The sequence below is a fragment of the Streptomyces sp. NPDC092045 genome (assembly GCF_044756005.1).
GTDB lineage: Bacteria > Actinomycetota > Actinomycetes > Streptomycetales > Streptomycetaceae > Streptomyces.
Map to the genome: position 1 here is coordinate 1,380,175 of NZ_JBIVSC010000001.1, position 26,369 is coordinate 1,406,543.

The 26,369-nt window shown below is 74.6% G+C and carries 28 protein-coding genes and 3 pseudogenes; 13 read left to right on the forward strand and 18 right to left on the reverse strand.

Annotated features, from left to right (window positions below):
- Positions 1-28: 28 nt before the first annotated feature.
- The 3 genes from ACIQKA_RS05945 to ACIQKA_RS05955 all read right to left on the reverse strand — a co-directional run bounded on the left by ACIQKA_RS05945 (position 29) and on the right by ACIQKA_RS05955 (position 4,456).
- On the reverse strand, positions 29-1,231 hold the full coding sequence (locus ACIQKA_RS05945; RefSeq protein ID WP_391095137.1) for a DUF2201 family putative metallopeptidase: 1,203 nt from the start codon (positions 1,229-1,231) through the stop codon (positions 29-31).
- Between the two features lie 314 nt (positions 1,232-1,545).
- Complete coding sequence (locus ACIQKA_RS05950; RefSeq protein WP_391095139.1) at positions 1,546-2,820, reverse strand: AAA family ATPase; 1,275 nt, start codon at positions 2,818-2,820, stop codon at positions 1,546-1,548.
- Positions 2,821-2,989: 169 nt separating this feature from the next.
- Positions 2,990-4,456 carry a hypothetical protein gene (locus tag ACIQKA_RS05955; protein WP_391095141.1) on the reverse strand — a complete coding sequence of 489 codons (1,467 nt, stop codon included), beginning with the start codon at positions 4,454-4,456 and terminating at the stop codon, positions 2,990-2,992.
- A gap of 311 nt (positions 4,457-4,767) precedes the next feature.
- Here ACIQKA_RS05955 and ACIQKA_RS05960 point away from each other — a divergent pair, with 311 nt between their 5' ends.
- The 3 genes from ACIQKA_RS05960 to ACIQKA_RS05970 all read left to right on the forward strand — a co-directional run bounded on the left by ACIQKA_RS05960 (position 4,768) and on the right by ACIQKA_RS05970 (position 6,427).
- Positions 4,768-5,313: an EF-hand domain-containing protein gene (locus tag ACIQKA_RS05960; protein ID WP_390106370.1), complete on the forward strand. Its 546-nt coding sequence runs from the start codon at positions 4,768-4,770 to the stop codon at positions 5,311-5,313.
- A 274-nt stretch (positions 5,314-5,587) separates the two neighbouring features.
- Positions 5,588-5,923, forward strand: coding sequence for an ArsR/SmtB family transcription factor (locus ACIQKA_RS05965; RefSeq protein WP_383152016.1), 336 nt, complete (start codon positions 5,588-5,590; stop codon positions 5,921-5,923).
- Positions 5,924-6,052: 129 nt separating this feature from the next.
- The gene (locus ACIQKA_RS05970) at positions 6,053-6,427 is read left to right on the forward strand and encodes a hypothetical protein (RefSeq protein WP_383151993.1); all 375 of its coding nucleotides are present in this window, start codon (positions 6,053-6,055) and stop codon (positions 6,425-6,427) included.
- Between the two features lie 249 nt (positions 6,428-6,676).
- Here the strand turns inward: ACIQKA_RS05970 and ACIQKA_RS05975 are convergent, their stop codons facing one another.
- Positions 6,677-6,901 (reverse strand): ferredoxin, encoded by a 225-nt coding sequence (locus tag ACIQKA_RS05975; RefSeq protein ID WP_383151992.1) that lies wholly within the window; start codon positions 6,899-6,901, stop codon positions 6,677-6,679.
- On the reverse strand, positions 6,898-8,091 hold the full coding sequence (locus ACIQKA_RS05980; protein ID WP_402540114.1) for a cytochrome P450: 1,194 nt from the start codon (positions 8,089-8,091) through the stop codon (positions 6,898-6,900). Before ACIQKA_RS05980 ends, ACIQKA_RS05975 begins: the two co-directional genes overlap by 4 nt.
- Before the next feature lie 118 nt (positions 8,092-8,209).
- On the opposite strand from ACIQKA_RS05980, the gene ACIQKA_RS05985 reads away from it, so the two are divergent.
- A complete protein-coding gene (locus ACIQKA_RS05985) occupies positions 8,210-8,896 on the forward strand; it encodes a TetR family transcriptional regulator (RefSeq protein ID WP_391095143.1) in 687 nt (228 codons plus the stop codon).
- A 26-nt stretch (positions 8,897-8,922) separates the two neighbouring features.
- On the opposite strand, the gene ACIQKA_RS05990 is transcribed toward ACIQKA_RS05985, so the two are convergent.
- Positions 8,923-9,324 carry an NTP pyrophosphohydrolase gene (locus ACIQKA_RS05990; RefSeq protein ID WP_391095144.1) on the reverse strand — a complete coding sequence of 134 codons (402 nt, stop codon included), beginning with the start codon at positions 9,322-9,324 and terminating at the stop codon, positions 8,923-8,925.
- Positions 9,325-9,361: 37 nt separating this feature from the next.
- Positions 9,362-10,618 (reverse strand): extracellular solute-binding protein, encoded by a 1,257-nt coding sequence (locus ACIQKA_RS05995; RefSeq protein WP_390106365.1) that lies wholly within the window; start codon positions 10,616-10,618, stop codon positions 9,362-9,364.
- Between the two features lie 185 nt (positions 10,619-10,803).
- Here ACIQKA_RS05995 and ACIQKA_RS06000 point away from each other — a divergent pair.
- Positions 10,804-11,163: pseudogene (locus ACIQKA_RS06000) on the forward strand (aldo/keto reductase); the annotation flags it as partial.
- 241 nt (positions 11,164-11,404) lie between these two features.
- On the opposite strand, the gene ACIQKA_RS06005 reads toward ACIQKA_RS06000, so the two are convergent.
- The 3 genes from ACIQKA_RS06005 to ACIQKA_RS06015 all read right to left on the reverse strand — a co-directional run bounded on the left by ACIQKA_RS06005 (position 11,405) and on the right by ACIQKA_RS06015 (position 13,729).
- Positions 11,405-11,938, reverse strand: a complete 534-nt coding sequence (locus tag ACIQKA_RS06005) for a DoxX family membrane protein (RefSeq protein ID WP_383430048.1) — start codon at positions 11,936-11,938, stop codon at positions 11,405-11,407.
- 384 nt (positions 11,939-12,322) lie between these two features.
- Positions 12,323-12,892 carry an EF-hand domain-containing protein gene (locus tag ACIQKA_RS06010; RefSeq protein WP_383151986.1) on the reverse strand — a complete coding sequence of 190 codons (570 nt, stop codon included), beginning with the start codon at positions 12,890-12,892 and terminating at the stop codon, positions 12,323-12,325.
- Positions 12,893-13,039: 147 nt separating this feature from the next.
- Entirely contained in the window at positions 13,040-13,729 is a 690-nt protein-coding gene (locus ACIQKA_RS06015) for an NAD(P)H oxidoreductase (protein ID WP_383430053.1), read from the reverse strand.
- A 103-nt stretch (positions 13,730-13,832) separates the two neighbouring features.
- Between ACIQKA_RS06015 and ACIQKA_RS06020 the strand changes: the two genes are divergently transcribed.
- Positions 13,833-14,774 carry an AraC family transcriptional regulator gene (locus ACIQKA_RS06020; RefSeq protein ID WP_402540257.1) on the forward strand — a complete coding sequence of 314 codons (942 nt, stop codon included), beginning with the start codon at positions 13,833-13,835 and terminating at the stop codon, positions 14,772-14,774.
- Between the two features lie 101 nt (positions 14,775-14,875).
- On the opposite strand, the gene ACIQKA_RS06025 is transcribed toward ACIQKA_RS06020, so the two are convergent.
- Both ACIQKA_RS06025 and ACIQKA_RS06030 read right to left on the reverse strand, forming a co-directional pair.
- Positions 14,876-15,286, reverse strand: coding sequence for a hypothetical protein (locus tag ACIQKA_RS06025; protein WP_383151984.1), 411 nt, complete (start codon positions 15,284-15,286; stop codon positions 14,876-14,878).
- A gap of 365 nt (positions 15,287-15,651) precedes the next feature.
- Positions 15,652-16,086, reverse strand: a complete 435-nt coding sequence (locus tag ACIQKA_RS06030; RefSeq protein WP_383430055.1) for a DUF6892 domain-containing protein — start codon at positions 16,084-16,086, stop codon at positions 15,652-15,654.
- A 169-nt stretch (positions 16,087-16,255) separates the two neighbouring features.
- Here ACIQKA_RS06030 and ACIQKA_RS06035 point away from each other — a divergent pair, with 169 nt between their 5' ends.
- Positions 16,256-16,900, forward strand: a complete 645-nt coding sequence (locus ACIQKA_RS06035; protein WP_402540117.1) for a hypothetical protein — start codon at positions 16,256-16,258, stop codon at positions 16,898-16,900.
- Between the two features lie 35 nt (positions 16,901-16,935).
- Here ACIQKA_RS06035 and ACIQKA_RS06040 read toward each other — a convergent pair whose 3' ends face one another.
- A complete protein-coding gene (locus ACIQKA_RS06040; protein WP_383151981.1) occupies positions 16,936-17,331 on the reverse strand; it encodes a winged helix-turn-helix transcriptional regulator in 396 nt (131 codons plus the stop codon).
- Positions 17,332-17,427: 96 nt separating this feature from the next.
- On the opposite strand from ACIQKA_RS06040, the pseudogene ACIQKA_RS06045 reads away from it, so the two are divergent.
- Positions 17,428-17,796: pseudogene (locus ACIQKA_RS06045) on the forward strand (VOC family protein); the annotation flags it as partial.
- 162 nt (positions 17,797-17,958) lie between these two features.
- Here the strand turns inward: ACIQKA_RS06045 and bla are convergent.
- A complete protein-coding gene (gene bla / locus ACIQKA_RS06050) occupies positions 17,959-18,927 on the reverse strand; it encodes a class A beta-lactamase (protein ID WP_402540258.1) in 969 nt (322 codons plus the stop codon).
- A gap of 197 nt (positions 18,928-19,124) precedes the next feature.
- Here bla and ACIQKA_RS06055 point away from each other — a divergent pair, with 197 nt between their 5' ends.
- The 5 genes from ACIQKA_RS06055 (at position 19,125) to ACIQKA_RS06075 (ending at position 22,954) form a co-directional block, all read left to right on the forward strand.
- Complete coding sequence (locus ACIQKA_RS06055) at positions 19,125-20,144, forward strand: LysR family transcriptional regulator (protein ID WP_390106354.1); 1,020 nt, start codon at positions 19,125-19,127, stop codon at positions 20,142-20,144.
- A complete protein-coding gene (locus ACIQKA_RS06060) occupies positions 20,126-21,028 on the forward strand; it encodes a serine hydrolase (protein WP_383151979.1) in 903 nt (300 codons plus the stop codon). The genes ACIQKA_RS06055 and ACIQKA_RS06060 overlap by 19 nt, the downstream gene beginning before the upstream one ends.
- Before the next feature lie 162 nt (positions 21,029-21,190).
- The gene (locus ACIQKA_RS06065) at positions 21,191-21,763 is read left to right on the forward strand and encodes an antibiotic biosynthesis monooxygenase (protein WP_383151978.1); all 573 of its coding nucleotides are present in this window, start codon (positions 21,191-21,193) and stop codon (positions 21,761-21,763) included.
- Positions 21,764-22,007: 244 nt separating this feature from the next.
- Entirely contained in the window at positions 22,008-22,640 is a 633-nt protein-coding gene (locus ACIQKA_RS06070) for a sigma-70 family RNA polymerase sigma factor (RefSeq protein WP_391095149.1), read from the forward strand.
- Positions 22,637-22,954 carry a hypothetical protein gene (locus ACIQKA_RS06075; protein WP_390106350.1) on the forward strand — a complete coding sequence of 106 codons (318 nt, stop codon included), beginning with the start codon at positions 22,637-22,639 and terminating at the stop codon, positions 22,952-22,954. Before ACIQKA_RS06070 ends, ACIQKA_RS06075 begins: the two co-directional genes overlap by 4 nt.
- Positions 22,955-23,134: 180 nt before the next feature.
- Here ACIQKA_RS06075 and ACIQKA_RS06080 read toward each other — a convergent pair whose 3' ends face one another.
- From ACIQKA_RS06080 to ACIQKA_RS06095, 4 genes and pseudogenes are all read right to left on the reverse strand, one after another.
- The gene (locus tag ACIQKA_RS06080) at positions 23,135-23,869 is read right to left on the reverse strand and encodes a dienelactone hydrolase family protein (protein ID WP_383430070.1); all 735 of its coding nucleotides are present in this window, start codon (positions 23,867-23,869) and stop codon (positions 23,135-23,137) included.
- Positions 23,870-24,064: 195 nt separating this feature from the next.
- Positions 24,065-24,961 carry a sucrase ferredoxin gene (locus tag ACIQKA_RS06085; RefSeq protein WP_383151974.1) on the reverse strand — a complete coding sequence of 299 codons (897 nt, stop codon included), beginning with the start codon at positions 24,959-24,961 and terminating at the stop codon, positions 24,065-24,067.
- Positions 24,962-24,971: 10 nt separating this feature from the next.
- The gene (locus tag ACIQKA_RS06090) at positions 24,972-26,177 is read right to left on the reverse strand and encodes a cupin domain-containing protein (protein ID WP_402540119.1); all 1,206 of its coding nucleotides are present in this window, start codon (positions 26,175-26,177) and stop codon (positions 24,972-24,974) included.
- Positions 26,174-26,369: pseudogene (locus ACIQKA_RS06095) on the reverse strand (BatC protein); the annotation flags it as partial. The pseudogene ACIQKA_RS06095 and the gene ACIQKA_RS06090, both read right to left, overlap by 4 nt.

Here is a 26,369-nt window from a genome sequence, read left to right on the forward strand (position 1 = left end):
CGCGTCGCCCGGCCCGAGCGGCCGGGCGTCAGGCGATGGTGACGACGCGCGCCCAGGCGGGCGGAGCGTCGGGGACGTAGTCGGGGTTCTCCTCGTCCACCGTGCGGGCGGGCCGGGGGAAGAGACCCACGACGGTGCGGCAGGGCGGCTGCGCGGAGGGCCAGGGCGTCTGGCCGTCCGTCAGGGCGACGACGACGTCCGGACGGGGCCGGGCGCGCAGCGCCCGGGCGAAACCGGAGCGCAGATCCGTGCCGCCGCCGCCGATCAGCTCGATGTTCTCCGCGCGGCAGAGCGGCACGGCCACACCGGCCGCCGCGTCGCAGGAGATCACCGAGACCAGGTCGCGCCGCCCGCCCACCGCCCGCGAGATCGCCGCCACCTCCAGGAGCGCGCCGCCCAGCTCGGCGTCGCTCACCGACCCCGAGGTGTCGATGACCACGCAGACCCGGGGCGGCACGCGGCGCAGACTCGGCAGCACCACGCCCGGGACCCCGGCCGAACGCCGGGACGGACGCCGGTAGCTGTGGTTCTCGCCCGTCCCGGGCGCCCCGGCCGCCGAACGGATCGCGGCCCCCAGCAGGCGCCGCCACGGCTGCGGCGTGTGGAACGCCTCCTCCGCCCACCGGCGCCATCCCTCCGGCGCGTCGCCCGGCCGGCCCTTGATGCCCTCCGCGACCCGGAAGCGCACCGCGTCCCGCTGCTGCCTGCTCAGCCCGTGGGCCCCGTCGGGCCCCAGCTCCCACGGCCGTCCGTGACCGTCGGCGCCGCTGCCGCAGTCCAGCCAGGCCAGGCCGGCGAGCCCGGACAAAGACGCCGTCCGCAGGTACTCCTCCATCAGCAGGCCCTCGGGCAGCCGCAGCAGCGACGGCAGCACCGCTCCGGCCGGCCGGAGCAGACCGTCGCCGTAGATGTCGTCGTTGATCTCGAAGTCGGCGGCGATGTTGCGCCGCAGCCGCTCTCCCGGTCCGTGCTCGCCGTACTCCTCCGCGTACCGCTCGCCCCGGCCGTGGTGGTCCCGGAGCAGGTGGGAGACCTCGTGCACCCAGACGCCCGCCAGCTCCTCCACCGGAGTGGACGCCACGAAGCGCGGGGAGACGTAGCAGCGCCAGTACGCGTCCACGGCCATCGTCGGCACCGACCGGTCCTCCACCACGTGCAACGCGAAGAGCGCGCCCGCCAGGTAGGGCCGCACCTTGACGGCGTGCAGCCGGGCGGCCAGCAACTTGTCCATGTCCAGGGCGGGTCCGGCCGCACCGGCCGCCCGACCGGACCCGCTCGACCCGCCGGACCCGGCCGGCCCGCCGTCACCGGCCGGCCCGCCGTCACCGGCCGGCCCGCCGTCACCGGCCGGCCCGCCGTCACCGGCCGGCCCGCCGTCACCGGCCGCCCCGCCGTCACCGGCCGCCCCGCCGTCACCATCCTCCCCGCCGTGACCACCCGGCCGCATCGGCACGGTGGCCCGCACGGGGCGCGGCGGCGGGAGAGGGGCCATCGGGCGGGGGAGCGGGACCTTCCGGTGCGGCGCCCGGGGCCGCGTAGCCCCCGTCACCGGCGCGCCCCCGCCGTACGCCCGGTGCCGGCCGCGGCGGTGGCCCGCCCCACCGACCGGTCCGCGCGCCGGGCGAGTCCGACCACTCCGGCAAGGCGTTCCACCGACGCGGGGATCTCCCAGTCGTCGCGACGCAGCGCGGCCAGTGCCGTCGCCGGGGCGACGAGCAGGTCCGGTGCGCCGGTCTCCAGGGCCCGGACCAGTACGGCCCAGCCGGCCTCCCACCGTTCCCGCTCCGGGCGCGCGCCGACGGCGGCCACCACCGCCTCCAGCGCCGCCTGGCGCAGGTCGCCGCGCTCCGGCAGCGCGGCGGAGGCCGGGTCGGCCAGCAGCGACTCGGGGTCCGGCAGGTCCATCCGGTCCAGATGGGCCATGAGTTCGAGCCCCGGACCGTCCCCCACCGCTCCCCGCACCAGCAGCGCCAGCACCTCCCGCGAGACGGAGGCCGCCGTCCCGAAGGCGAGGAGGGTCAGCGCGGCCTCCCAGCTCCGGGGCGAGGGCCAGGCGCCCCCGCGCCGCGTCTCGGTGCTGGGCAGCCGGTGGATCAGCGTCGGCCGGGCCTTCAGGAAGCCGCAGACCGCGCGCCGGGCGAAGGCCGCCGCCTCCGGCAGCCCCTCCGGAGCCAGCCGGGGCAGCTCCGCCCGCGGCCAGACCCCGCCGAGACCGCGCACCACCACCTCCTGGTCGTGCACCCAGTACAGGTGCACGAACCGGTTGGCCAGCGGAGGGCTCAGCTCCCACCCGTCCGCCGCCGAGGCCCGGGGGTTGGCGGCGGCCACGATCCGCACGTCCGGCGGCAGCCGCAGCGTGCCGACCCGCCGTTCCAGGACGACCCGGAGCAGCGCGGCCTGCACGGCGGGGGTGGCGGTGGAGAGCTCGTCGAGGAAGAGCAGGCCCCGCCCGGCGCGCACGAGTTCCACGGCCCACTGCGGCGGCGCCATCGGAACCCCCCGTACCTCCGGGTCGTCGCCCACGATCGGCAGCCCGGAGAAGTCGGACGGCTCGTGGACGCTGGCGATGACGGTCGTCAGCGGCAGGCCGAGGGAGTCGGCGAGCCGGGTCAGGGCCGCGGTCTTGCCGATGCCGGGCTCGCCCCAGAGCAGTACGGGCAGGTCGGCGGCGACGGCCAGGGTGAGCGCTTCGAGCTGCTCGTCGGGACGGGGCTCGGTCGTGGTCGTCCGCAGGAGCCCGAGGAGGTCGTCGGCCAGGGCGAGGCGGGTGCCGACCGCGGGGGAGGGGGCGGAGGAGGGCATGCGGGTGCTGAACGTCATGGGCATCACCTGAGGGGAGGGAGGGGACGGGGCGACCCGTCCGGGAGGGCGTGGCACGTGGAGGCGCTCGAAGCGCGGTACGGGCGGAGGAGCCCGGAAGCCGAAGGATTCCGGAGGGACTGCGAGGGGCCGGGCGAAGCTCAGGGGGTTCGGAGGGCGGGGGAGCCGGTCACCGGAACAGCCCGGTCCGGGGCCGGGACAGGCCGTTCCGTTTGAGGCGCACCGCCCGGGGCGTGCGGCGGTCGAGCCGGGGACGCCGGCCCGTCTCCGAGGCGTTCCCGCCGTCCGCCGAGTCGGCGCGCGCTTCGGGCACGAGGCCCGCGCGGAAGAGGCCGTGGTCGACGCGCCGGGCCGCGGCGGACACCAGCTCCTCCCGGAGCGGACCGTCGCGCAGGACCGCGTCGGGACCGAGGAGCCCCGTCACGACGGCCAGCGCCCCGGAGACGTCCCCGTGTCCCAGCCGTTCCCGGACCGCGGGCAGTGCCTCCGGACTGCGGTGCACCCCGTCGATCGCCCGCAGGCAGGGCAGCGCCGGCCCGCCGAGGGCCACGAGGAGTTCCTCCCGGCGCAGAGTCACCGGGTCGTGGTCGACCGCCGCCAGAACCCCGTTCCTCAGGGCGATCCGGTGGACCTCGCCCCGGCACTCCACCCGGTGCGGATCGTCGGGCTCGTGGAGGAGACCGGACGCCACCGGAGGGACGGCGGGGACGCACGCCGCCAGGGCCCCGGCGACCAGGGGGTGCAGCCGCTCGGGCGTGATCAGCCCCGCGCGCAGCAGCTCCAGGTCGGGAAGGGTCCGGGCCGCCGCTTCCGGCAGTACGGGAAGCGCGGCCGCCACCTGCGGCGGCAACGGCTCCCGCAGGGGTGCGAGGACCGGGACGTGGCCGTCGTCGGGAGCGACGAGCCCGAACACGGCCCGCCGCCCCGCACCGGACCGCACGGTGAAGGCCCCGCGCGGGCCGAGCCCCTCGGCCCGCGACAGCGACTCCGCTTCGGCCGCCCACCGGGCGACCGCCCAGGAGCCGTCCCGCGCGAAGGAGGCGTCGAGCCACGCGGGTGGCGGAGCCGTGGACGGCGGACCGTCCGCGCCGCACCGCCGCGCCAGGTCACCGGACCGCTCCGCGTCCCAGAGGTGCCGGTGCAGGTCGAGCCGGAAGCGCCGGTCGGGATGCGGGTGCGGATGGACGCGCGGGGTGCGGCCGGGAACGTCGTTCCCGGTCCCCTCCCGGACGGCGAGCGACATCCGCTGCCCGGCGTCCGCCCGGGCCGGTGGGGTGCGGACCACCAGGCTCAGCGGCACGGCGTCCGGGTCCCGGTAACGGGCCAGCACCGTGGTGAGACCGGGCCGGAGCCGTCCGTCGGGGGCGATGCGGGGCATGTGCCAGCGGAGCAGGTCCGGTGCCAGGCGCCGCAGATCGGCACGGAGCCGAGCCGCTCGAACAGTGCCGTGGCGGTCGGCCACGGCGCGCAGATCGAAGTCGACGTCGATCCGGGCGGCGGCGCAGGCCCCCGCCCAGTCACCGACCGCACGGCGTGCGGTCGCGGTCTCGATCATGGACGGTGGCACGGCGTACCGGCGTACGCGCTGCCACATCAGGAGACGGGTCGGAATCTCGTTCGCGAGGTGATGTGCCATCAGCACTCACCTTGCGTGAACGAGTCCCCCAATCGGTACGAGGAGAAGTTCGTCATCCCGCGCATCGTAACCCGACGCCGTTCGATCCCCCAGGTGTTTTTCCGGAGGGCCGGAGGCGGTTTCCCGGAGGCCGGACGACACCCGCCGGGCGGCTCTCACCCCCACGGGTGATGCCGGGCGGTCAAACGGGGCGCGCGGGGCGCCGGGCGTACGGGCGATGCCGCGGGCGCGCCCCCTCGCGCCACCGGGCGCCGTTGGGGCGGGGCCTCCCACGGGCAGGATCGCCGGGAACAGCGAGAGAGAGGCCCACCGTGGCAAGTGAGTTCCAGCGCGACAAGCTCGTCGGCATGTTCCGCGCGTTCGACGCCGACGACGACGGCTACCTCGACCAGAGCGACTTCCGGGCCCTCGCGGAACGCTGGAGGGCCCTGCCCCGCGTGCGGCCGGGATCCGAACTGGCCGCGCGCGTGGACGCGCTCATGCTGGGCTGGTGGGACCACCTCGCGACCCATGTGGACACGGACGGGGACGGCAGGATCGACCTGGACGAACTCCTCGCCATGGTGGACCTGCTGCCCACGATGCGCGAGGTCGTCGCCGCGACCGCCGAGACCGTCTTCGACGCCGTCGACGAGAACGGCGACGGCCGGATCTCTCCCGCCGAGCACCGGCGGCTGGTCGAGACCTGGCACGGCGGGAGCGTCGACGTCGCCGACGTCTTCGACCTCCTCGACCAGGACGGGGACGGTTGTCTCGACCGCTCCGAGTTCACCGGGCTGTGGGTCCAGTTCTGGATCAGCGACGATCCGGCCGAACCGGGCAACCAGCTGTGCGGCCCCGTGCCGGCCCGCACCTGACGGGCCCGCCCGGCGCCCGCTCGACGGCCGGGTCGGGCACGGGGAACGCCGAAGGGCACGCGGACGGTTCCGAGGGAAACGGGGGCGGCTCCGGGGGCGGTTCCCGGGGCGCGGGGCGACTCCGATGTGCGAAGACGGGTGTGCCGCGGTGCGGGAGTCTGGGATCGTGGGGACGACAGCATCGGCGGATCGACGACGGCCGCCCGTAGCCAGGGAGGGGCCCACCGTGCCAACACGCGCACCCAGGGCGGCGGGCGGCGAACCGGCCACCGAGGTGAGCACGCCGCTCTACCAGCTGAAGGCCGAGTTCTTCAAGACGCTCGGCCATCCGGTCCGCATCCGGGTCCTGGAGCTGCTCAGCGTCCGTGAGCACGCCGTCTCCGAACTCCTCCTCGAAGTGGGCGTGGAGCCGGCGGCGCTGTCCCAGCAACTGGCCGTGCTGCGCAGGTCGAACCTCGTCCTGACGCGCCGCGAGGGCGTCAGCGTGTACTACCGCCTGGTCAACGGCGAGGTCGCGGAACTCCTCCGGGTCGCGCGCGGCATCCTCACCGGAGTGCTCCAGGGCCAGGCCGCGCTCCTCGCGGACCTGGACGCCTCGGCCCGCCGCTGACCGCCCGCCGGGGGCGCCGTGCGCACGTGTTCGCGCAAAGCGCCCCCGCCGGACGGGCGGGATGGGTAGCGTCGCATCGACCGGGCGCGCACAGGCGTCCGGCATATCCACTACGGAAGGCGGCAGCCCATGGCGAACGTGGAAGTCTCTCTCAAGGAGATCATGACCCGGGTGGAAGGCAGCCTCGCCGCCGCGGTGGGCGACTACACCAGCGGCATGACTCTCGGGTCCCTCGGCGGCGGACGCGACTTCGACGTCCACGTCGCGGTCGCGGGGAACACCGACGTGATCCGGGCCAAGGTCCACACCATGGAACTCCTCGGCCTCCAGGAGCAGATCGACGACATCCTCATCACCCTGGGCAACCAGTACCACCTGATCACCCTCGGGAAGGGGCGGGGCAAGACCAACCTCTTCCTCTACCTCGTCCTCGACAAGCACAAGGCCAACCTCGCCATGGCCCGGCACCAACTGCGCCGCGTCGAAGAGGAGATGGAGGTCTGACCCCCTTCGTCTTTCGCATGCCAAAGACTTGCAGAAATTTGAAATTCTCTACGAAGGGACTTCCTGAAGTCTGAAGGCCCGGCCCGCACGGATCCGCCCGCGACGGCGGGCGGATCGGCTCATGGCGGCGGGCGGATCGACTCGTGGCGGCGGGCGGTCCGGCCGGACGGCGCGCGCGTCCCTCCCGCCGAACCGCCCCGCGGCGGCCGACGGGAAGGACGCGGCCCGTCCCTCGTCCGGCCGGTTCCGTCAGTGGCGGGGGCCCACCGTCCGGGTGCCCGCGCGGACGGTGATGGCGAGCGCCGGACAGGAGTCGGCGGCGTCCAGGGCCCGTTCGTCCTCGGCGATCTCCGGACGCACCGCCTCCGCCGTGTCGCCCTCCAGCCGGTACAGGTCCGGGGCGAGCCCGGCGCACATGCCCGAGCCCATGCACATCTCCCGGTCGACCTCGGTGGTCCAGCCCGTCGCGCTCACCAGCCCACCGGCATCTCGCGCGGCCCGCGCACCAGCATCTGGTTCTTCCAGCGGACGTCCCCCGCCAGGTGCAGTCCGGGGAAGCGGTGCAGGAGCGCCAGGATCGCCTCCTGGAGCTCCAGGCGGGCGAGCGGCGCCCCCAGGCAGTGGTGGACGCCGTGCCCGAAGCCGAGGTGCTGGACGCCGGTGCGGGTGACGTCGAGCCGTCCGGGTCCGGTGAACTTCAGGGCGTCGTGGTTGGCGGCGCCGATCGCCACGAGCACCGGCTCTCCCGCCCGGACCAGGGTGCCGCCCATCTCGACGTCCTCGGTGGCGTAGCGGGGGAAGGCGGCTCCGCTGCCGAGCGGGACGAACCGCAGCAGTTCCTCGACGGCGCCCTTGATCAGGTCGGGCCTCTCGCGCAGCAGGGCGAGCTGGTCCGGGTGGTCGAGCAGGGCGTGGACGAAGTTGGGGATCTGGCTGGCCGTCGTCTCGTGCCCCGCGACGAGGATGCCCACGCACAGGTCGATCAGCTCCAGCTCGGTGAGCCGGTCGCCGGTGTCGCGGGCCTCGATCAGACCGGTCATCAGATCGGGGCGCGGACGGGCCCGGTGGTCCTCGACGAGCGCCGCCATGTAGGCGCGCAGCTCCTCGCGGCTGCGCCAGAACTCCTCGGCGGTCAGCGAACTCGTGGACAGGGCCGCGTCGCTCCACACCCGGAACCTCGGACGGTCCTCCTCCGGTACGCCGAGCATCCGGCAGATGACCGCGACCGGGATGGGCAGCGCGTACGACTCCACGAGGTCGGCCGGCGGTCCCGCGGCCTCCATCTCGTCGAGGAGCCCGTGGGCCAGCTCGCGCACCTGGGGCCGCAGCTTCTCGACCTGGTGGACCGTGAACGCCTTGGCGACCAGCGTGCGCAGCCGGGTGTGGCCGGGCGGGTCCATGCCGAGGATGCCGGTGTCCTGCTGCGCCTCGGACTGGCGGGGCTCGTCGTGCTTGAGGGACTCGGCGCGGCTGAAGCGCCGGTCGCCGAGGACCAGGCGGGCGTCGGCGTAGCGGGTGGCGAGCCAGGCGGGCTCGCCGTACGCCATCCGGATGCGTAACAGCCCGGGGCGCTCCAGCGCTTCGGTGTACGCCTCGGCCAGGCCGAGTCCTTCGGGCTCGTTGAACGGATAGGCCAGGGGAGTGGGGTCGGTCGTCGTGGTCATGGGGCGCCTCCGTTGTGTAAGCGGCTGCTTACAGAACCTAGGGTGGTCGCCAGAGGCGGTCAATGGGGCCGTTCGCGCCGTTCGGGTGGCCGGCGGCGGGGGCGCGGAGGTGGCGGGGATGGCGCGGACGAGATCCGGGGGGACGGAGACGGCCGGAGCGGAGCGGTCCGTACGGGACGCCCGTGAGCCCGGGGACGGTGTGCCCGGAGAGGGGATAGGGGCCGGTGGCGCGCGGGGCGGCGCCACCCGGGAACGGCTGCTCGCCGCGGCGTCGGCCCTCTTCGCCGAGCGCGGGTACGACCGGACGACGGTGCGGGAGATCGCCGCCCGGGCCGGGGCGAACCAGGCCCTGCTCTTCCGGTACTTCGGCTCCAAACAGGCCCTGTTCGGCGAGGTGGTCGCGCAGGGCGGCCACGAGCAGCTGCGGAGCACCCCGCCGGAACGGCTGGCGGAGGCGGTGCTGCGCAGCCTGCTGCACCCGCCGGCGGACCCGGCCGGCGCCCCGGGGGCGAGCCGGTCGCTGAAGACGATGCTGCGCTCGGTGGGCGGCGGCGACGAGGTCTCCACGGCGGTGGCCGCGCTGGGCGACGCGTACGCCAAGGCCCTGGCGGAGCTGAGCACCCGGCACGACGCGGAGCTGCGGGCGGACCTCGCCCTGTCGTGGCTGCTGGGCATCGGCCTGACGCGGGTGGTCGTGGGCAAGCGCCCCTTGGCGGAGGCGGACCCGGACGAGGTCTGCCGGCTGGTCCTCGGGACGCTCGGCCACCTCCTGGACGGCCTTCCCGGGGACGCGGCCGGCGACTGAGGTCCGGGACCCGCTTCCGGGGCGTGTCAGCGGGCGGGCGCCGGAGGCAGACCGCCGGGGCCCGTGCAGCGGGCGCCCTCCTCCTCCACGCGCCGGCGCAGTTCCCGGTCGGCCGTGACGACCAGGCACGGCCGGCCGTTCGCGCCCCGGACCAGCTCGACGATCAGGTCGTCACCGCTGCCGGAAGCCTCCTCGACCCGCACACCGGGCACGGAGGCGACGCCCCGGGCCCGCCCCTCGACGACCAGGACGACGTCGTACGGACCCGGGTGGGGACCGTCGGCCGGGCCGCCGGTGGCGGCGAGCCGGTCGCGCAACCGCTCGGCGGCCCCGCGCCGGTCGCGCCACCAGCCGTCGGGCACCGATCCCACGACATTGGCACCGTCCACCACCAGCAGGGGGCGGGGGAGCGGATCCTCAGGATTCATGCCCCCAGGATGTCAGGACCCGGACCCGGCCCGCGGCTCACTCCGGCCGCGCCGCCTCCTCCGCCTGCAGGGCGATCTGCTCCAGCACGGCCTTCGGATCGGCGGACGGCGCGACCGCCTTGCCGATGTTCCGCTTGATGGTGTTGCTGACCTGCAACCAGGACGGGTCGTTGACCGGGTAGAGCTGCGCGCTGCGCAGCGCGCCCAGGAACTGCTCGGCGCTGGGGTCCGCCGCCGTGCCCCGGGACGCCTGGGTGGCGGACACCGTCGACGGCAGCAGGTGGTAGCGCTCGGCGAACCTGTTGAGGTTCTCGTCCTCGTAGACGAAGTTCAGGAACGAGCCCACCAGTTCGCGGTTGCCGTCGTGCCTGAAGGCCATCATCCAGTCGGCGACGCCCGCCGCGGGCGGCACCTCCCCGTCCTCCAGCGTGTCCGACACGGGCATCCGCAGCGTGCCGACCTTCATGCCCTTCGCCCTCGCCTCGTGGAGGAGCGAGGGGTAGCCGTTGAGCATCCCGACGTCGCCGCGCAGGAAGGCGGTGAAGGCGTCCTGCCGGTTGAGACCGGCCGGCGGGACCCGGCCGGTCAGTCCCGGCCGGACCAGGTTGTCCTTGATCCAGCGGAACGTCTGCGTGTTCCGCTCGGACGCGAGGCTGTACTTCCCGCTCATGTCCGTGTACCCGCCGCCGTTGCTGAGTTCCCAGATCAGGGCCTCGGCATGCGCCTCCTCGGGACCGAGCGGCAGCGCGTACGGACAGGCCACGCCCGCCGCCTTCAGCGCCTCGGCCGCGCGCTTCAGCTCCGACCAGGTCCTCGGCGGCTTCGCACCGGCCCTCTCGAACAGCTCCTCGTTGTAGAAGAGCAGCCGGCTGCTGGCCACGAAGGGCAGCCCGTAGAGGGTGTCGTCGACCGAGCCCGCCTTCACCAGCGGCGGCAGGAAGTTCGCCTCCGCCCTGATCGACAGCACCTCGTCGGCGGAGTAGAGGCGGCCCTGCGCGGCGAAGTCGGAGTACGCGCCCAGCAGGGCCACGTCCGGGGCGTCGCCCTCCTCGACCATGCGGGTGACCTCGCGGTCGACGTCGGCCCACGGGTAGAGCGTCACCTCGACCTTCTTGCCGGGATGGGCGGCGGCGAAGGCGGCGGACAGCCCGTCCCAGTACGCCCGGGAACCGGTCGCCGGTCCGCTGCCGTACTCGGGCGCCACCAGGCGCAGCGTCGTCCCGCCGCTCCCGGGCGCGCCGCAGGCGGCGACGAGGGGGCCCAGCAGTCCGAACGCGGCCACGGAGGCGGTCATGCCGAAGAGTCTTGGTCGCACGAGTCTTTCCTCTGAGTCCTTTGGGTGGTGCGACCGGGATTCTTCCTGTTCGGGCGCCGAATTGCGCCCCCTACCGAACGGTTGTGCCATAACTCCAAGCGGGAGGTTTCCGCGTGGTGCTTTCGAATATGAGGGCACCGGCCGGGCCGTACCGCCCTCGGTATCGTCGGACCGCCGAGATCGCGAGCGTGCAGAACCGCTACAGCCTCTTCGACCGGGAGCACGACCCGGTTCTGGAGGCGTGCGAGACCGCGGGCATCGCCTTCCTGCCCTGGCGCCCCGTCGCCGTGGCGGCCGAATCCGGCCCGTCCTCCGCGCTCACCACCGTCGCCGCCGAACTCGGCACCACCGCTCCGCAGGTCCTGCTCGCCTGGCTGCTCGCCCGTTCCCCGGTCGTCCTGCCGCCCCCCGGAACCGCCTCGCTCGCCCACCTGGAGGAGAACCTCGCCGCGGCGGACCTCCGGCCCACCGCATCCCAGCGGCAGCGTCTCGACCGCGCGGCGGCCACGATCCCGCTGCCCTGAGCAGGCGGGCGCGGTCGTCCGCGCCGATCGGCCCGTCCGGCGGGGTCCCGTCCTCCAGCAACCCGCGCGGAGCGGCGGCGTGCCCCCCGAAGGCGGCCCTGCACGCCTCGCGGTCCTGACCGCGGTTCCCGGCCCGGACACGGCGGTGGTGACGAAACGCGCGATCGCATCGGGCCGACGGGGCGGCCCGCGCACGGTCGGCGGCATCGCGGCGGGCCCGCTCGCCCCCTCCGCCCCCGGCTCAGATGCCCAGCTTGGCCCGGCCGCCGCCGACCGCCGCCGCGGGGCGCGCCGTGGCCCGGACCGAGCGGTGCACCAGGCGCGCGTCGTGCCGCAGGTCGTGGGCGGCGTGGCGGCCGCGCCACAGCAGCGAGGGCGCGCTGCCGGTGTCGTCGGCGGTGATCAGGAGACCGCCCAGCATGGACATGTTCTTGAAGAAGTGGATGCGCTGCTGGGCCCGGTCGGAGGGGTCCTCGACCTCCCAGTAACGGTGCGCGGCCAGCGTGGTGGGCACCAGTGTCGCGGCGAGGGCCAGCGCGGACAGCCGGGGGCAGCGGCCGAGCCCGAGCAGGACGCCGCTCACCACTTGCACGGCACCGTTGAGCCGGACGAGTTTCTCGGTGTCGTCCGGCAGTACGGAAATCCGTTCGGTCACGGGCCGGGCGACGGATTCGGCCACAGGAGCGACCCGCTGGGGATCGCGCAGAGAGTTCACGCCGCCGGCGATGAACATCGAGGCGAGCAGGGGGCGGCCGACGATACGCAGAAGACTCATGACGATGCCTCCGGAACAACAAAAGGGATGCGGTATCTGCTGGAAGTATCGGCTGCCCCGACAGGACGCCGCCATTCGGCACCCGGCGAAAACACGACGTCCACCGGCACCGTCCCGCCCGTCCCCGAACGGGCCGGTCCCGTGGGCGCCGCGCCGGGCCGCACGCTGTGGCCACCGCCCCGCGGAGCGGTCCGGCGTTCGCCGACCGGAGGCCGCGGGCCGTACGCCGTCCCGGTGACGCGAGCCGGTCCGGCGACGGCTCCATGCCGTCCCGTGGAGGTGTTCCGGGCCGAGACGGGACGGGACCGGGCCCGTGGACAGGGCCCGCCCGGGGGCCGGGCGGACCGTCCCTCCGCCGAAGGGCAGGTGCGTGACGCGGTCGGGTCAGGCGTGGGGAGCGACAGGGCGCCCCATCCACCAGTTGCCGGCGGCGTCGGGGTCCGAGCTGGTCCAGAACTCGACGACCGCGCGGGTGAACTCGGTGGGCGACAGCGCGCCGTCGCCATCGGTGTCGAGGCGGTGGAACGCTTCGGCCGCGCTCTCTTCCGTCAGCCCCGGGAAGTGCCCGCGCTGGAAGGCGAGGAACTCGGCGGGGCCGATCCGGCCGTCCTGGTCGATGTCGGCGATCTGGAGGTAGGTTTCGGCGATCCGGCCGAGGGCGTCCCGCGCGGCCTCCGGGTCCTCGGCGAGCGCACGGGTGGAGGCGACGAACTGCTCCTTGGGGATGCCCCGGCTGCCGGCCGGGAGGAACGGCAGGTGCACCTCCCGCCAGATCGTCGTGTAGGCGTCGACGATCCGACCGGTCTCCGGGGAGCCGTCGGCGTGGCCGAGGGAGGTCGCCACCCGGCGGCCCATCTCCACGTGGTCGTCCTCGGTGAGGACACCGGTGCCGTTCACGTCGAGCTGGTCGAACCCTCGCTCGATCTTCGCCGTCAGAAAGTCCTGGCTGGTCATCATCGCTCCTCGCGGGTAGGCACGCGCCGGGGACGAGGTGCGGGAACGCACCCCGCCGTTCGAGCAACGACGGGCGGACCGAAAGGGAAACGCCCCGGACGCGGACGGACCCGACCCGTACGGCCGGGCCGCCCGCGCGGGTGACGGTCAGGCCGCCACGTGCTCCTCGGCGATGAACCCCTCCACGAACTCCTGGACGCGCCGGTCGAAGTCGGCGTACTGCGCCTCCCGCTCGGCGCCCGAGACCGCTTCGCCGACCAGGAGCATGCCTCCGGCGTCGACGCGCTGCGGGCGCTCTTCCGCGTCGGTGAGGAGGGCGACGGCGGAGTGGGAGAAGCCGCAGTAGTAGGCGATGCCCTCGCTCAGATTGGTTTCGAGGACGGTCTGCATGTCCTTGACGAAGGGGTCGTCGCCGGTGGCGCCGGCCAGGGCCAGCCACAGCATGCGCTTGCCGGCGAGGCGGGGCTTGCTGCGGCCGTAGGCGAAGCCGTAGTTCCACACGCGGTCGATCCAGCCCTTGAGGAGGGCGGGCACGCTCTGCCAGTACACCGGGAAGACGGCGACGACGGCGTCGGCGTCGAGGATGCGCCGCATGTGGGCGTGGGCCTCGTCGGAGTAGGGCTTCTCCCTGTCGCCCCAGTCCGGCTGGTCGGAGGTGTTCATCCGGGGGTCGAACCCCTCGGCGTGCAGGTCGAGCGTGTCGACGCGGTAGCCGGCGGCCTCGAGGCGGGCGGCGGCACGGCGGGCCGTGTGCGCGGTCAGGGAATCGGTGCGGTGGTGCGCGACGACCACGAGGGCGGTCCTGGTACGGCTGTCGTGCTGCGCGTGCTGCGTCACGGTGTCTCCCGGCTGTGTCGGTCGGTGCGATGAGTCCAGTACAGCCATGGCGGCGTGGATGATCCATGGGAGAAACGCTCCGGAGCATAGGAGATCGTCTACGCTGCTCTCCATGGATCCTTTGAGTTCGCTCCTGAGCGGCATCCGCGCCGAGGGGTCGGTCGTCAGCCACGCCGTCCTGACGGCGCCCTGGACCATCCGCTTCACCGACGACGCGCCGCTCACCATGATCAGCGTCCTGCGCGGCGGGGGCACCCTGATGCTGCCCGACGGCACCGAGCGGGAGATCGGCGCGGGCGACACGGCCGTCGTGAGCGGGTCCGCGCCGTTCCACCTCGCGGACCGCCCCGCCACCGTCCAGGGCCCCCACTGCGCCTACGAGATCGCCTGCTTCACCGGGGACCCCGAGTGCGACGCCCCCCGGGAACTCGGCGGGATCCACTGGGGCGCCGACTCGGAGGGGGCGACCGCGCTGATCGTGGGCGCCTACCGCGCCTCGGGCCACCGCCACGAACGGCTCCTGCGCGCCCTGCCGCCCGTCCTGGTGATCGAGGAGGACGCCGAGGTCTGCGCCTGGCTGGAAACGGCCGCCGCCGACGCCGCCCGGTTCTCGGCCGGCTCGCAGGCGTTGATGGACCGGCTCCTCGACTGGGCCCTGGTGTGCACGCTGCGCAGCTGGTTCGACCGGGCCGGGGCCGACGCCCCCAGCTGGTACCGGGGCCTCGCCGACCCGGTCCTCGCCCCCGCCCTGCAAGCCTTCCACGACCGGCCCTCCGAGGCGTGGACGGTGGCGTCGCTGGCCACCCGGGCCGGCGTCTCCAGGGCGCTCTTCGCCAAGCGCTTCACCCAGCTGATGGGCTGCCCGCCCCTCGCCTACCTCACCCAGTGCCGCATGGACGAGGCCGAGACGCTCCTGACCGACACCGACCTCAGCATCGCCCAGATCGGAACGTCGGTCGGTTACGCCGACGCCTTCGGCTTCAGCGCCGCGTTCAAACGCCACAAGGGCCTGAGCCCCAGCACCTTTCGCACCGCGGCCGCCTGAGTTCCCGGCCCGGCGGCGGCGCGCACACCCGGCGGCGGCGCGCACGCCGGGGGACCGTCCGCCCGGCGCGGACCGGACGGCCCGCCTCGGCCCCGTACCGGTCAGACCGGGTCGGGCATGGGCTGCCAGCCGCTCCAAGCGCCGTCGTGGCTGCGGATGTTGACGTAGCGCCAGCCGTCGGGGGTCGGGACGCTCAGGGCGAACCGCCAGGGATCGCCCTCGCTGAAGCGGTCGATGACGACGATCTGACCGGAGACGATCCCGCCCATGGACTGCCAGCCGGTCCACTTCCCGCGCTTGTCGTTCCAGCGGGTCCACACCGCCGAGTCGGTGCCGACCAGGAACTCCTGCTTCGTGCCGTCGGGAAGCGGGTGAACGGTGACCCCGTACTCGCAGATGTAGACCGCGCCGCCGCTCCGGCTGCAGTGGCTCAGTGCCTGGGCGGGCGCGGCCGTCGCCGCAAGACCCGCCAGAACGACCGCCGCGACGACGGCGGTCCCGAACTTCTTCATTTCCCTGCTCCTCGCTCCGACGTGCGGGCGGACCCGCTGACGTGTCGAGCCTCCCGTCCGTCGCTTACGTCCCGCTAATGATCCACTGCCGGCGGACGCCTCCCGGGCACGGTGGCCGGTCCGCCCGCGACCGGGCCGGCCGCAGGCCGTCGGTCTCAGAATCATGTGCGTGTCCTCGGCCGGCGGAACGCCGATCGTGGTCGGTTCCTCCCCCCCGGGGGCGTACCGGCTGCCGGACGAGGGCATCCGTCCCGCCACCGCGGAGGCCGCTCACGGGTCCGTCCCCGCGGCCGCCCCGACGCGGACGGTGCCGGGCCCGGCGGCGGAACAGCCGGACGGGCCCGGGCCGCCGGGGACTCCGGGACTCAGTCGGTGTCGATGCCGCGCGCGGCGAAGACCTCCGCCGCGTCCGGCACGGCCAGGACGCCGTCCTCCACGAAGGTGACCTCCCGCAGGTTGGGCAGCAGGGCGAGGTCGTCGAGCGAGCGGACGTCGAACAGGTCGTCCTCGCCGTCCCACGCGGGGGCGCAGTGCTGGAAGACGTCCGCACCGGCGTCGAAGCACAGCTCCTCGACGCGGCCGAGCAGCTCGGCCGGGATCTCCAGGGCCTCGAAATGGGCCCGGGACTCCGGCAGCACCTCCGCGTGGAGTCCGTTCTCCAGGGCGTAGGACGCGGGGTCGCCGATGCCCCGCTCGGCCAGCCGCGCGGGCAGGTCGTAGACCGGGAGGAGCGGCTCGGGGCCGTACATGAGCTCCTCGATGACGAGCAGCTTGAGGTTGAAGTCGTGGAACTGGCTCATGCGACATGACTACCACGGAGGTACGGCAGGGGACCGGCGACCGGTGTCCCCGGCCCCCGGGCCACGGCGGACCGCACCACAACGGGCCGTTCGGGGTTGAGTGCCTGTTCCGGCCCGGGTGAGTACGCGTACTCACGCGCGGGCGGCGGCTCGGCCGGAGACTGTGCACATGAGACGAATCCCTTCCTCCACCGGCCTGTTCGCCCGTTCCTCGCGCCGGTCGTGGTTGATCCCGGCCGCTACGGCCCTGACCGTGCTGGCGCTCGGCGCGTGCGGCACCGCGAAGACGACCGCCGGCGGGGAGCGGGCCGTCCGCGCGGACGCGGTGGGGAGCCGGCAGCCCGGCCCCGCCCTCGCGGAGATCCAGAAGCACATCGAGCGGACGTGCCCGCCTCCGGGCGCCCCGCCCGTGGCTCCGCCGAGCGGTCCGTCGGTGGCGACGGCACCGCCCGGCGCGGAGCCGCCGGCCGACGCGGTCGTGCCGATCGCCCCCACGGCGGGACCGGAGGTGGAACTGAACGGGCGTGACTGGTGCGCGAGCCACCTCCACGGGGAGCGCGTCGCCGGGGCCCTCCTGGCCGTGGAGGAGCCCACTCCCGCGAAGGTCAGGACGGTCCTGAACGACCTCGGCTACACCGACGACCGGATCCACGGCCTGAAGCGGTCCGGTGCGACCACGCGGTTCCTCCTCGACCTGCGCGAGAAGGGCGGGCGGCTCTGTCTGGAGGGATCGGCGGCCGGCGAGGAGACCGTCGTCGACACGTGCGTGGCCCCCGCGACCGGCCCGTTCACGCCCGGAGACCGGGAGCGGTGACCACCGGCTCCGCGTGATCGGCCCCGGGCCACGGCTCACCGCCCGGTGCCGTCTCCCCGTTCGGCGAAGCGGAGCCGCGCGGCCTCGACCTCGCCCAGGTGGCGGCGGGTCCAGGCGCACACGCCGTTGACCGTGTCGCGCAGGTCCTCGCCCGCCCCGGTGAGCCGGTAGTCCACGCGGGGCGGGACCGTCGCGTACACGGTCCTGTGCACCACCCCGTTCCGCTCCAGCCCGCGGAGGGTCTGCGTGAGCATCTTGTGGCTGACACCCTCCACCTCGGCCCTCAGCTCGGTGAACCGCAGCGTCCGGGACCCCAGGGCATTGATGACCAGCAGGGACCATTTGTCGGCCACCCCCGAGAAGACCTCGCGGGCCAGGGAATGGACACGTGCCGCGTCCGCCTCCTCGGGCTCGACCTGTTCGGTTTCCATCAGGTGCCCCTCTCACTGGAAAGTGCGTCCTCCCGCGTCGGAACATACTCACCTACGGTTGCCGGGGAACGGGAAGAGATCCGGGGGAGCGAGACCATGACCATCCTGAAGACCTACGCACGCCTGTGGGCCGACGACCTCGACCGCGCTCTGCCGCTCCTGGAACGGCTCACGGGTGAACGGCCCCACCTGCGGCTGACGTTCCAGTCGGTCGCCCTCGGGGCCATCGGCGACTTCCTGGTCATCGCGGGGCCGGCCGAGGAACGCGCGAAGTACGGCCACGCCTCCGCCACCGTCGTCGTCCGGGACCTCGACGTCCTCCAGGAGATCTTGAAGGCCGCCGGCGCCACCCTCACCACCCCCGCGACCGAGGGCCCGACCGGGCGGTTCCTCTACGCCCGCCACGCGGACGGAGCGGGCGTCGAGTACGTCGAATGGAACGCGGAGCTGCTCGACAGGCTGCTCGCCCACCCGCCGGAGCCCCCGTCCGAACTCCCCTCCGAACCCTCGTCCGAACTCCCCTCGGAACCCTCGTCCGAACCCCCTTCGGAGCCCTCGACCGAACGACCTGCGGGGCGCCCCGCCCCCACCGGCGCGCGCGTCCGTCCCGGCACCTGAAACCCTCGCTCAGCGCAGCGCCCCGGCGACCACGGAGGCGGCCCGGGCGATCAGCCGGTTGTCGGGCTCCGCCTCGCGGTCGGAGCGGGTCGACAGGATCGCCATCACGATCGGCGCCCCGTCCGGGGGCCAGACCACGGCCATGTCGTTGCGCCCGCCGTACGTCGTCGCCGTCCCCGTCTTGTCCCCGACCACCCAGGTGTCCGGCACTCCGGCGCGGATGGTCTCGTCACCCGTCAGATTGGTCTTCAGCCAGGTGGTGAGCCGCTCCCGCTCGGGGGCCCGCAGCACGTCGCCGAGGACGAAGGCGCGCAGGTCACCGGCGAGCGCCCGCGGCGAACTGGTGTCCCGGACCTCGCCCGGCCGCCAGTCCCCGAGCTCCGGCTCGATCCGGTCCATCCGGGTCACGTCGTCGCCGAGCGACCGCAGCACGGCCTGGAGGCCCTTCGGACCGCTCAGTTCCTCGAAGAGCAGGTTGCCCGCCGTGTTGTCGCTGTGGCGGACGGCGGCGTCGGCGAGGGCGTCCAGCGTCATGCCCGTGTCGACGTGCTTCTCGGTGACCGGCGACGGCTCGACCAGCTCGTCCTTCGTGTACCGCACGACGCGCCGCATGCCGCTCAGCTTCTCCTCGCGCAGCACGGCACCGGCGGCCAGGGCCTTGAAGGTGGACGCGTAGGGGAACCGTTCGCGGTCCCGGTAGGCGATCTCGCGGCCGGTGCCGGTGTCGATCGCGTAGACCCCGAGCCGGGCGTCGAAGGCCTGCTCCAGGGCGCGGAATTCGCGTCGGTGGGACGCGCCGGCCGCGTCCGGGACGGACGCCGTTCCGACGGTGGACGAGGTGGAGGAGGGAGGGGCGGAGAACGAGGCGGGGGAGGGCGGGGCGGCCTGTGCCCTCTGCTCGACGCAGGCGGTCAGCGGGGCGAGGACGAGCGCGGCGGCGCATCCCGTGAGGACGCGCCCGGCGCGGGTGAGCTGCATGATCATGGTACGGACCTCCGGTGCGCCCCGGGCAGGGGCGCGTAGGGGCCGGTGCCGCACGGCACCGGCCCGGTGCGTGTCATGAGTACCGGACCACCCTCACCCGCCGCCTCCATGCGGTCCAATGTCCGCACGCGCCGTTCCATGCGGAATCGGCATGGAACGCGGCGGCGCATAGGGTGCGGGGTGTGGATCTGGTGGCAGCGAGTCGAGCCTTCGTCAGCGTCAGCGAGCACGGCGGTTTCACCGTCGGGGCGGCCGCGGCCGGCATGTCCCAGCCGGTGGCCAGCCGTCGCGTCGCCGCGCTGGAGGAGTACGTGGGGGAGCAGCTCTTCGAACGGACGTCGCGCCGTGCGGTGCTCACCCCGTTCGGCCGGGACCTGCTGCCCTCGGCACGGGCCCTGGTGCGCGCCGCCGACGTCCTGCTCCACGAGGCCGAGACGGCACGGCGCAGACCGTGGCGGATCGCGGTGCCCGCCGTCTGCGGCACGGTGGCGCTGGCGCGCCTCGTCGCCGACGCCCGGGCCCTCGGGATCGCCCTCGACCTCCGGGTCGCGCCGCCCACCGAACGCCAGGACCTGGTGCGGGCCCGGCAGGTGCGGGCCGCGGTGCTGGCGGTGCCGCCCGACGAAGCGGTCTGGTCGGTGCCCCTGGGCGTCGCCACGGCCGAGGGCCCCGGCGCGCGCCGCTTCTGGCTGGAGACGCTCCGGATCGGCCGGACCGACCGGGGTCCGGCACGGAGGCTGTGGATCCAGCCCGAGGACGACGTGCCGCACGTCCGCGACCCGCTGGCACGACTGCGGGACGCGGTCGGGCTGCGGCCCGCGCAGTTCGCCGCGGCGACCGACCTGACGGAGGCGGTGGCCGAAGTGCTGTACGGGGACGGTCTGCTGCTCTGCTCGGCCGGGGAGGCCGCCGGGCTCGGCCTGCACTGGCGCCCGATGGGCGAACTGTCCCCGGTCCGGGGGTTCGCGCTCCGCGCGGCGGACGGCGGGGACCCGGCCAGAACGGTCAGCCGCCTGGGCCGCGCCCTCGCCCGCTGCCTGGGCGCGGACCCGGACGGGGGCCCGACAGCGGCCACGGCCACAGGCACGCCCACAAGCACGCCCACGGACACGGGCCCGGCCACGAGAAAGGGCTCGGCCACGACCACGGTCACGAGCGGGGACGGAACGGACGAGGAGCGGAAGGCGGGCACATGCGCACCGGCACACTGATCGACGAGGTGGAGCGGCGGCTGACCGACGGCGGACTGCGGGGCTGCCTCCTGGTGCGGGACCTGCGCACCGGCCGGGAGATCGGCGTCGACCCGGACACCGCCCTCCCCTCGGCCTCGCTGGTCAAGGTCCCCCTGGCGGTGGCGACCTTCGAACGCGTCCGGCGCGGCGAACTCGACGGCTCCACCCCGCTCGACGTCGCCCCGGGACGCAGCACCGTTCCCGGGCCCACCGGCCTGAGCCGCTTTCGCCATCCCGCGCGGATCGCCGTCGACGACCTGCTCTACCTGAGCACGTGCCTGAGCGACGAACGGGCCGCCGACGCCCTCTTCGGCCTCACCCCGCCGGCCCGGGTCACCGCCCTCCTGCGGGAGTTCGGCATCCACGGCATCACCGTGCGCCACACCGTCGACGAACTGAGCGACACCCCCGTCGAGCGCTTCGACACCGGCCAGGCGCACCTCGCGCACGCGCTCGCCATCGACGCCGGCACCAGTGGACGCGGCCACCGGGTGCCGCAGCTCGACACGACGCGTGCCAACACCGGCAGCGCCAGGGCATGGGTCGACCTGCTCCAGGAGCTCTGGGCGCCCAAGGCCCTTCACCCGCGGGTCGCGGAGGAGGTGCGCGGACTGATGCTGCACAACATGCTCCGTCAGCGCCTCACCCCCGACTTCGCCTCGGACGCGACCACCTGGTGGTCCAAGACCGGCACCCTGCTCAACCTCCGGCACGAGATCGGCGTGGTGGAACACACCGACGGCGGCGCCTACGCCGTCGCGGTCCTCACCGAATCCCTGGTACCGGCAGCCGTCCAGCCCGGCGCGGACGCCCTGATGGGCCAGGCGGCCCGTGCGCTGCGCGACCACCTGCGCCACGTCTGACCGACCGGGTGCGCATCGGCTTCCTCCTCCACCCGGAGCGCGGACGGACCGCACCACCGCCGAAGCCGGCCCCGAGGACCCCCACTCCGCCCGGACGCCGGTGCCCGCCCCGTACGGCGCGTACAGTACCGGGGGGCGCGGCGAGATCACGAGGAGTCCGTCTTGACCGCGACAAGCCTGGAGCACACCACCGTCCCCGCCGACACCGGCGAGGTCACCCTCCTGATAGCCCGCAGGGTCGACCCCGGCCACGAAGCCGCCTTCGAACGGTGGGCGAAGGGCATCCTCGACACCGCGGCCACCTTTCCCGGCCACCTCGGATACGGATTCTTCCGCTCCTCCGGCGGCGACGCCCCGTGGTTCCTCGTCCACCGTTTCCGGGACGCCGGGGCGTGCCGGACCTGGCAGGAGTCGCCCGAGCGCGCGGCCTGGTTCGCGGACTGCGCCGGACACCACCACACCGAGGTCGCCCGGCGGGAACTGACCGGCATGGAGACCTGGTTCGCCGAACCGGGCTCCGTACGGCCCGCGCCGCCCCGGTGGAAGATGGCGGTCGGCGCGACCCTCGCCGTCTATCCGATCTCCGTCCTCGGGGGCCTCTTCCTCCTGCCCCACCTGGCCGCGCTCCCCCTCCTCCTCAGCAGCGCCGTCACGGCCTGCGTCTTCAACGTGCTCATGACGTACGTGGCGATGCCGGCCGTCAGCAGGGCCCTGCGCGGCTGGCTCACCCCGTAGGCGCCGCCCGCGCGAGGGACGAAGCCACACGGGCGAGAGGGGGGGGCTCCCTCCGGACGCGGACCTTTCTCGGCGAGGGGTGAATCCTTTCGTGTCCGTCTCGCCTCTGATGCATGTGCGGACGACCTCGTCCGCTCCACCGCCCACCGGGAGGAACCCATGACCACCGTCGTCATCGCCGCGGCCGCCGCGCTGCTGTTGTGCGTGTGCGCCGTCACCGTGCTGCGCCGTCGGAGGCGTCGGCGTGGCTGACCGCACCTGGCCCGGCGAGACCCTGATCGCCGCGGCGCAGCGCGGTGACACGGAGGCGCTCACCGCCCTGGTGCACGGCTCGTACCCGCACGTGCACCGGTTCGCGCGCACCCTGTGCGCCACACCCCAGGACGCGGAGGACGCCGCACAGGAGGCGGTGATCATCCTCTACCGCAAGATCGGCATGCTGCGGGCCTCCGGGGCGCTGGCCTCGTGGATGTTCCGGATCGTCCGCAACGAGTGCCTGCGGCGCACCCGGACCCTGCTCTCCCACGGCCCGGCCGCGCCGGGGCGCGGGGGCGGGGACGCTCCGGGCCGCTACGAACCGTCGGACGGGAACCACGCGTCCGGCGACACGGCGCGGTCCGCCGAGGAAGACGCCCTGCTGCGCCTGGAGGCCGAACGGGTCGGGGCCGCGATCGCCGCCCTGCCCGCCGACCAGCGGCGGGTGCTGGTCATGCGGGACATCCAGGGCCTGCCCGGCCGCGCCGTCGCGGACCGGCTCGGGCTGAGTTCCGCCGCGATGAAGTCCCGCCTGCACCGGGCCCGCTCGACGGTACGCGAGGCACTGCGGGAGGAACGGGTGGGCGAGGAACCGACACGCACGAAAGGACGGGGACGATGACGACCGACCTCACCGCGACGAGCACCGCCCCGCCCGGCACCCCCGCCGATGACGGCACGCGCGAACGCGGCGGTTTCGCCGGCGCCACCGTCCCGCGCCACCTGGCCCGCGGCGCGATCGGATTCGGCGCGCTCATCGGGTCGCTGGCCCTGCTCCCGGCCGTCGGCCCCGCGAGTCTGCTGCTCGCCCCGGTCGGCCTGGTCGCCCTGCGCGGCTGCCCGATGTGCTGGGCCGTCGGCCTCGCGGAGGCCGTTTCGGCCGGACGGCTGCGCCGCTCCTGCACGGAGGGGAGCTGCACGCTGCGCCGCACCTGACGATCGCGTACGACCCGGCCGGGCCGGAGAGGCGCCTTCCCGGTCCGCCGAAGCCGACGGCCGCGCACGGCGCGCACCGCCCGCGCGGGCACCGCCGCTTCCGGGCGCGGTGCCTGCCGGCGGACCGGCGGCCCGCTCGACACGGGTCGCCGGTCCGCCGGGGACCCTGACGGCCCGGCCCTACCTCAGGTGCCGGGTGAAGAACCGAGCGGCGGCGTCTCCCGCGAACCGGGGGACGCCGGTGTGCCCGCCCATGTTCGCGTGCAGCGTCTTCTCCTCGGAGCCGAAGGCGTCGAACAGGTCCAGGGCCGCCTGCCGGTCGTTGCCCTCGTCGTCCCACTGCAGCAGGACGTGCAGCGGAATGGTGACCCGGCGGGCCTCCTCGAACACGGCGGCGGGCACCAGGCTCCCGGCGAACAGAACGGCGGCCGAGACGCGCGGCTCGACCACCGCGAGCCGGACGCCGACGGAGATCACCCCTCCCGAGTACCCGACCGGGCCGCCGATCCCGGGCAGCGACAGGAGGGCGTCCAGGGCGGTCCGCCATTCGGGTACCGCCCTCTCGACGAGCGGGAGGACGAGCGCGTCCACGATCCCGGCGTCGACCGGCCCGCCGGCCTCCAGGGCCCGACGCAGGTCGGCACGGGCCTGTTCGAGGCCGGCCCAGCGGGGCCGGTCGCCGCTCCCGGGGAGCTCGATGGTGGCCGAGGCGAAGCCGTCCGCCGCCGCTTGCCGGGCCCGTTCCACCAGCCGGGGATACATCCTGCGCAGCCCCAGGGGCGGGTGGCCGAGCAGGATCAGCGGTGCCGGTGCGGAGGGTGACGCGGGCGTCCACAGGACGCCGGGGATCTCGCCGAGTGTGAATTCGCGTTCGAGGACGCCGTCGTCGAGGCGTTGTTCGGAAGTGAAGTGCACGGTCGTGCCTTTCGGGAGTGCGCGGGAACGGCGCTCCCGGACGACCTATCGCCCGGCCGTGACCCCGGAGGGGAGCACCCGTGTCGATACTGCGTTCACGGGTACCACCTCCTCGTTCTCTCGCACGGCCGCCGGAAACGTAACAGCGCGCGTGCCGCTCCGCCAAACGGTTTTCGGGCGGGCTCCGCGGCCGGATCAGCCGACGCGCAGCGACACGACCTCGTACGACACCGCCGAGGCGGGGGACAGGCCGCGGCAGGTGAGCCGGAGGGGCGGGGACCGGTGGGCGCGGACCTCGACCTCGAAGGCCGAGAGACCGGCGAGGCGGCCGGTGACGCGGATCCGCCACCGGTCGCCCTCGCGGACCGTCTCCTCGATCGCGTAGTCGTGCCGCCCCGAGGGGCCCGCGTGCCGGAGCACGGCGGACAGGGCGGCCTGCTGGGACGGTACGAGGTCGGTGTACCCGCGCAGGTGGTCCGCGCCGATGCGGTCCGCCAGGTGCCCTTCGACCACCGCCACCGCCGAGGCGGCGTCGAGGTCGCCGTAGTACACGCCGTCGGGTGCGACGACGACGTTGGCGGCGAACCGGTCGCCCCCCACGTGGGTGCACTCCCACACCAGGTCCGGCCAGCGGTCGTTCAGCGCGCGCCCCACCGGACGGCCCCGGACGGCGCAGCAGGTGTCGTGCGTGCCGTGGGCGCAGACGAGGACGACGGGCGGGTGGTCCCGGTCCCCGGGCGAGTCCAGGGCGTCGACGATCTCCGCCAGGTCCTTGTCGTTCCGCCAGACGCCCCACTTCTGCCGGTGGGCGCCGTCCCCGTCGTACCGCAGGACGGCCCAGCGCGGCGGTTCGTCCGGCCTGCGGCGTCCGTGGCGCCTGATCAACAGCATGCGGGCGCGCAGCGCCTGGGCTGCGGCGAACACCCGCGCCTTGACCTCGGGTTCGAGGTCGAGGCCGTCGAAGCCGTTGACCGGCCAGCCGGCCCGGTACTCGATGAGGATCCAGACCGAGCCGTACGGCGCCGTGCCCGCGAGCGCGTCGCCGCGCAGCCGGGCGGCCTCGGAGCAGAAGAACCGCGCGGGAACCGTCATGCCGCCCGCTTCACGGCCCGGCAGGCACCAGGACGCCCGCCCGCAGAAGTCGTTCGACGAAGGGAAGGCCCAGGTCACCGGCGTGGTGGGCCTCCCCGTCGAGGATCCGGCGCACCCGCGGCAGCTCCGCCTCCGGGAAGTCGAGCCAGCCGACGCGGGTGGACAGCCGCCCGCCGTCGAGCCGTGCCTCCAGAGCCTCGCGCAGGCGCACCGGCGTCCCGGCGGAGAGGCCGTCGACGGCCGCGAGCTGCGCCAGCGGCCCCAGGGGGCCGGGGCGCGCCTGGCCGCGGCGGTCGCGGTGGAACAGCGGCGCGGGATCGGCCTCGGCGAGGGCCTCGGCGAGACGCCGGCGTACGAGGGCGAGTTCGCCGTCCGGCCCGTCCGCACCCAGGGGGAGGGAGCCGCGCATCTCGGGGTCGTCGCGCAGCAGCGCGAGGGCGGCCCGCGCGAGCTGTTCGGCCAGCGCGTGCCGCGTCCAGGTGTGGACGCCGAGCGTCAGGTGGATCGACACCTCGCCCTGCGCCTCGGCGGCGTGCAGCCAGCCGCGCGGCAGGTAGAGGACGTCGCCGGGTCCGAGCACGGTGTCCAGGTGCGCCTCGCCCCGGGCCGCGTCGGCGACGGCGGCGCGGTGGTCGGTCCAGGGCTGGTCGCGCAGCGGGTCCGGGTGCACGGGCTCGTGGACGATCCAGCGCTTGGTGCCGGCGACCTGCAGGACGAAGACGTCGTGGACGTCGTAGTGGGCGTCGAACCCGCGGTTCTGCGGCGGGGTGACGTAGGCGTTGGCCTGCACCGGGTGGCCCAGCTCCGTGCCGAGCCGCGACGCGAGGTCCGCGACCGGCTCCCAGGTGCGCTGCAGCGCCTGCAGGACCAGGGTGGCGCCGTCGGCGAAGCTCCGCCACAGCGCGGTGTCGTCGAGCTGGTCCGCGACCGTCGCGCCGACTCCTCCGGAGGAGGTGAACGCGGACTCGGGGAGGGTGGAACCGTTCTTGGCGACGCGGAGGAACGGGGTGCGCAGCCCGCGCCGGGAGACCAGCTCGTCCACGGCGGACGCCGAGAACAGGTCGGAGAAGTCACCGGCCCCGCGTGTGAGCAGCGGCACCCGCCCCCAGACGTCCCGGGCGAACTCCTCGCGGCCGAGGTGCGTCAGACGCGCTTCGAGGACACCGCGGCCGGTGTCGGCGGCGGTGTCCCGAAGCGTCGTGGGGGCCGTGCTCAAACGCCGCGGCCGGTCTCGTCGGCAGCGCCGTCGGCGCCTCCGTCGTGGACGCCGGGGGTGCCGGCCGCGCCGCCGTCCGCGGGGCCTTCGGCTCCGCCGTCGGCGCCTCCGTCGTGGACGCCGGGGGTGCCGGCCGCGCCGCCGTCCGCGGGGCCTTCGGCTCCGCCGTCGGCGCCTCCGTCGTGGACGCCG